The 3953-nt window shown below is 63.8% G+C and carries 5 protein-coding genes and 1 riboswitch; of the genes, 2 read left to right on the top strand and 3 right to left on the bottom strand.

Going from position 1 to position 3953, the window contains the following annotated elements; translation table 11 throughout:
- A partial coding sequence (locus EOA36_RS29830; RefSeq protein ID WP_189553423.1) for a CbtA family protein occupies positions 1-180 on the bottom strand: 180 nt, incomplete at its 3' end.
- A gap of 15 nt (positions 181-195) precedes the next feature.
- Positions 196-375: a CbtB domain-containing protein gene (locus EOA36_RS29825; RefSeq protein WP_127280551.1), complete on the bottom strand. Its 180-nt coding sequence runs from the start codon at positions 373-375 to the stop codon at positions 196-198.
- Positions 376-411: 36 nt separating this feature from the next.
- Positions 412-610, bottom strand: a riboswitch (cobalamin riboswitch).
- Positions 611-753: 143 nt separating this feature from the next.
- On the opposite strand from EOA36_RS29825, the gene EOA36_RS29820 reads away from it, so the two are divergent.
- Positions 754-1920, top strand: coding sequence for an aromatic ring-hydroxylating dioxygenase subunit alpha (locus EOA36_RS29820; protein ID WP_127280550.1), 1167 nt, complete (start codon positions 754-756; stop codon positions 1918-1920).
- Between the two features lie 50 nt (positions 1921-1970).
- On the opposite strand, the gene EOA36_RS29815 is transcribed toward EOA36_RS29820, so the two are convergent.
- A complete protein-coding gene (locus EOA36_RS29815; protein ID WP_127280549.1) occupies positions 1971-3170 on the bottom strand; it encodes an MFS transporter in 1200 nt (399 codons plus the stop codon).
- 236 nt (positions 3171-3406) lie between these two features.
- Between EOA36_RS29815 and EOA36_RS29810 the strand changes: the two genes are divergently transcribed.
- Positions 3407-3953 (top strand): DUF1624 domain-containing protein (locus EOA36_RS29810; protein WP_145969377.1); only part of this gene is annotated, 547 nt, incomplete at its 3' end.

The raw sequence follows: 3953 nt of genomic DNA, 5'->3' as shown, positions 1-3953 counted from the left end.
GGTTTCGGGTGTGGCGGGTGCCGCGCCATGGTCGTGGTGATGGCCGCCGCCGGCCTGTTCGTAGACTTCCGCTTTCAGGATCAGCGGAACGGTCGCGTAGGCCTGCATGCAGGCAAGAACGACACCGGCCACGAGCCCCGCGATCGCCGCGACGAACACGACGTTGCGAAAAAGGTTCATGATGTCAGATCCCAGTTAGTGGCAGGGAAACGCCATCGAGTGGCGATAATCGTGGGCGGCGTTGTGGACCGCATCGATGTGCGAGAAGCCGACAAAGCCGACAACGAAAATGCCGAGCAGCGCGGCGAGCGCAAGCTGCATGAAGCGCGACTGCGAGGAGACGGAGGCGCCGAGGGAGACGGTAGCAGTGGTCATTTCCAGTCCTTTCGCCCTCCACCCGAGGGCATAGAAGTCAGTCTTTTCGCCGCCGGCAGGTCTCCTGGCTCGCGGATAAGCGCCCTTCCCCACCTTCCCGAAGAAAAATCTTCAGTGGCATATGGAGAGGACTACCGCACACAGTTGCGGGGGCAGCCACGGCATTGGGCGAAACCTCGCCCGCACCGCATTCCCTCTTGGCTCCCAAAAAGGAACCGACGACGTTGGTGACTATAGGGAAATTCGCCGCGCGCGGCAAACCAAATTCCGACAGCCGCCAGCGCAGGAGCGTCGTATCGGCAAAGCCGCTCCCATCCCGTCCTGATTGACAAACTTCATGGCCGGGTGTCGGCTGGCAAGCCTCACAGGAAGCCAGCCATGCAGCCCAATGCCAGCGAGCGCGATCCTTATAACGGGCTGACCCGTACCGAGCCGACGCTGCCCTCATCGGCATATTGGGACCAGGAGAGCTATAAGCGTGATCTCGACGCCATCTGGTACAGAGACTGGCTGCTCGTCTGCCGCGAGGCCGATCTGGCGCAGCCGCTAGCCTTCCGCCGATTCCGCATCGGCACGCAGGACATCCTCGTGCTGCGCGACGACACAGGTGAGCTGCGCGCCTTCCACAACACCTGCCGCCATCGCGGCTCGCAGCTTTGCCAGGAGAGCGAGGGCCGCCTGAAAGCGCGGCTGATAACCTGCCCGTATCACGCCTGGTCCTACTCGCTGCGCGGCGAGCTGGTGCGCGTGCCGTCGAAATCACTGCCTGACGGCTTCGACAAGGCCGATCACCCGCTTTATCGCGTCGCGCTCTCGGTGTGGCGGGGCTTCGTCTTCGTCAATCTTGCTGAAGATGCCGCCGGCTCGGCGCAATCCTCCTTCGATCCCGCGTCCGGCAACCTCGGCAACTGGCCGCTCGAAACGCTGGTATCGGGCCATATGCTGCGCAAGGTCATGAACTGCAACTGGAAGATCTTTTGGGAAAACTTCAACGAGTGCCTGCACTGTCCGGGCGTCCACAAGGATTTGTCGCGGCTGGTGCCGATCTATGGCCGCGGCCTGATGAGCCGGCATGACGATCCCGAATGGCTCCGCCACGCCGACAATGACGCGCCGGAATTTTCCGGCGGCTTGCGCGCAGGCGCCCAGACCTGGTCGCGCGACGGCCAGACGCACGGCCCGGTCTTCTCAGGGCTGAAGCCGGCGGAACGCGGCGCCGGCCAGACTTATGCCACCAGCCTGCCCTCGATGTTCATCGTCGGCCATGTCGACTATGTCAGGACCGTGCACCTGGTGCCGCTCGGTCCCGAACAGACCGAGCTTGTCGCGGAGTGGCTGTTCGCGCCCGAGGCCCTCGCCGAGACCGATATCGACAACATCATCGCCTTTGGCACACAGGTGCTGGAGGAGGACGCCGCCATCTGCGAGGTCAACCAGAAGGGCTTGCGCTCGATGCGCCACACAGCCGGCGTGCTGATGCCCGAGGAATATGATCTGCACCGCTTCCACAATTGGGTGCGCGAGCGCCATGCGGCGGTGACATGAGGGTATGTCGAGATTCAGGTCAGGCCGGCATCACCTGAATATCGACATACCTACAGGGACTTCGGCAGGTAGCGCCAGGTCATGAAGCCGCAAAACGCCGCCAGCAGGCTGAGGGTGACGAACACCGATCCCAGGCCGAAGAACGCCAGCACCACCGAATAGACCAGCGGCGGCGTCAGTTCGGAAAAATCGAGATAGGTGCGGTAGACCGCCGCCATCTGCGCCCGCTCATAGGAGCGTACCGAGCGCATGAAGGCGGTCGAACCCAGGGCGTCGAGCGCGATGGTGAAGAAGGCGCCGCACAACAGGAAGGCGCCGGTCAGCAACGGTGCTGTCGCTCCGATCGTGCCGGCGGCCAGCAGCGATGCCGACATGGCGAAATAGGCAAACGTCATGGTGCGCCGGCCGCCAAAGCGCTTTCCTGCCTTGCCCCAGAAGATAGCCATGAACAAAAGCGCGTTGCCGGCCGAGACCAGCAGGCCGCCGGCGATATCGCCCTGCCCGGTGATGACCATGAACAGCGGCCCATAGACGAAGAACGTCGTCCAGAAGCAGGAGCGGCCGAAGGCGATCAGCCAGGCGAGTCTGAGCCTCGGCTGCGCCACGAAGCGGCCGATATTGGCGAGCGGATTGGCCGGCCGCGTCTTACCCGGGCGGATCGACGGGTTGTCACCCAGCCGGTAGGTCCAGAACAGCGCCAGCAAGGCCAGGGCGAACACCGCCACCGCACCATGCGCGGCATAGATGCCGAAATGCGCGTAAAGAAAGATGCCGAGCGTCGGCCCACAGGTCCAGGCAACCATCGACCACGCCATGCGCAGCGATTCGGCCTGCATGAAGTCGGTCTTGCGGATGTGGTCCATGATGTAGAGGTTGAGCATGATCGACAGCGCGCTGGCGCCCATGACGCGGCACAGCATGCCGGCCAGTTGCCCGGCGAGCGTATGGGTAACGAAGAACAGCGAGCCTATGGCAAGCAGGCAGGCGCCGGCGGTGTACACCCACCGCCGCGCGAAGCGGCGGATCAGCATCGGCATGAACAGGGTCACCGACAGGCCGAGCAGCGACACGACGGTGTAGAGGATCGAGACGACCTGCTCGTTGTGCAGGATTTCGTAGGCCTGGATCGGGATGACGCTCGACACCATGGCGCGGGCGAAGGATTCGACCGCGTAGAGCGAGGCGAAGGTGCGCGCGTCCGCGGCCTTGAGGGCCGGAAGCCAGATCGGATGGCGCACATGGGTGGACATTGCTTCCCCAAACAGAATCGCGGCGCCAAATCTGGCGCGGACATTTCAGGCCCATTAAGAGGAAACCGACGCACACCCGGCAAAAAGCGAAGCCGGTCAAAGGCTTTCCCGCGCTGGCCCAAACCCGGCGGCTGGCGCGGGCTCCGCCGCGCGGTCCGGGCCAGGGCGACCGGTCTTCTTCTATCCGGTGCAACCGTGATAGTCGTCTTGGAGGGGCTGAATCAGATCACGAGACCATGAGCATCAACACGCCGACCGCACCCGTTCCGGAGCCATCGAAGCGAATCGTCGCCATCGACATCGTGCGCGGCATCGCGTTGATCGCGATGGCGAGCTACCACTTCACCTGGGACCTGGAATTCTTCGGTTACACCGACCCTGGCCTCACCGCCTTCGGTTGGTGGAAGATCTACGCCCGCTGCATCGCTTCGACCTTCCTGTTCCTGGTCGGCGTCAGCCTCTATCTCGCCCATGGCGGACAAATCCGCTGGAACGGTTTCTGGAAGCGGTTCGCCATGGTTGCAGGCGCGGCGGTCGCCATATCGGTCGTCACCCGCATCGCCACGCCCGACGGATTCATTTTCTTCGGCATCCTGCACGAGATCGCGCTGGCGAGCCTGCTTGGCCTCGCCTTCCTGCGCCTGCCGGCGCTGCTGACGCTTGTCGTCGCCGCGCTCGTCATCGCGGCGCCAGCCTACCTGCGCTTCGAGGCCCTCGATCATCCGTGGCTGTGGTGGATCGGCCTGTCGGCGATCAATCCGCGCTCCAACGACTATGTGCCGC

Source organism: Mesorhizobium sp. M8A.F.Ca.ET.021.01.1.1 (genome assembly GCF_003998025.1).
Classification (GTDB): domain Bacteria; phylum Pseudomonadota; class Alphaproteobacteria; order Rhizobiales; family Rhizobiaceae; genus Mesorhizobium.
The sequence above is the reverse complement of the archived record's forward strand: the minus strand, read 5'-3'. Positions and strand labels throughout refer to the sequence as shown.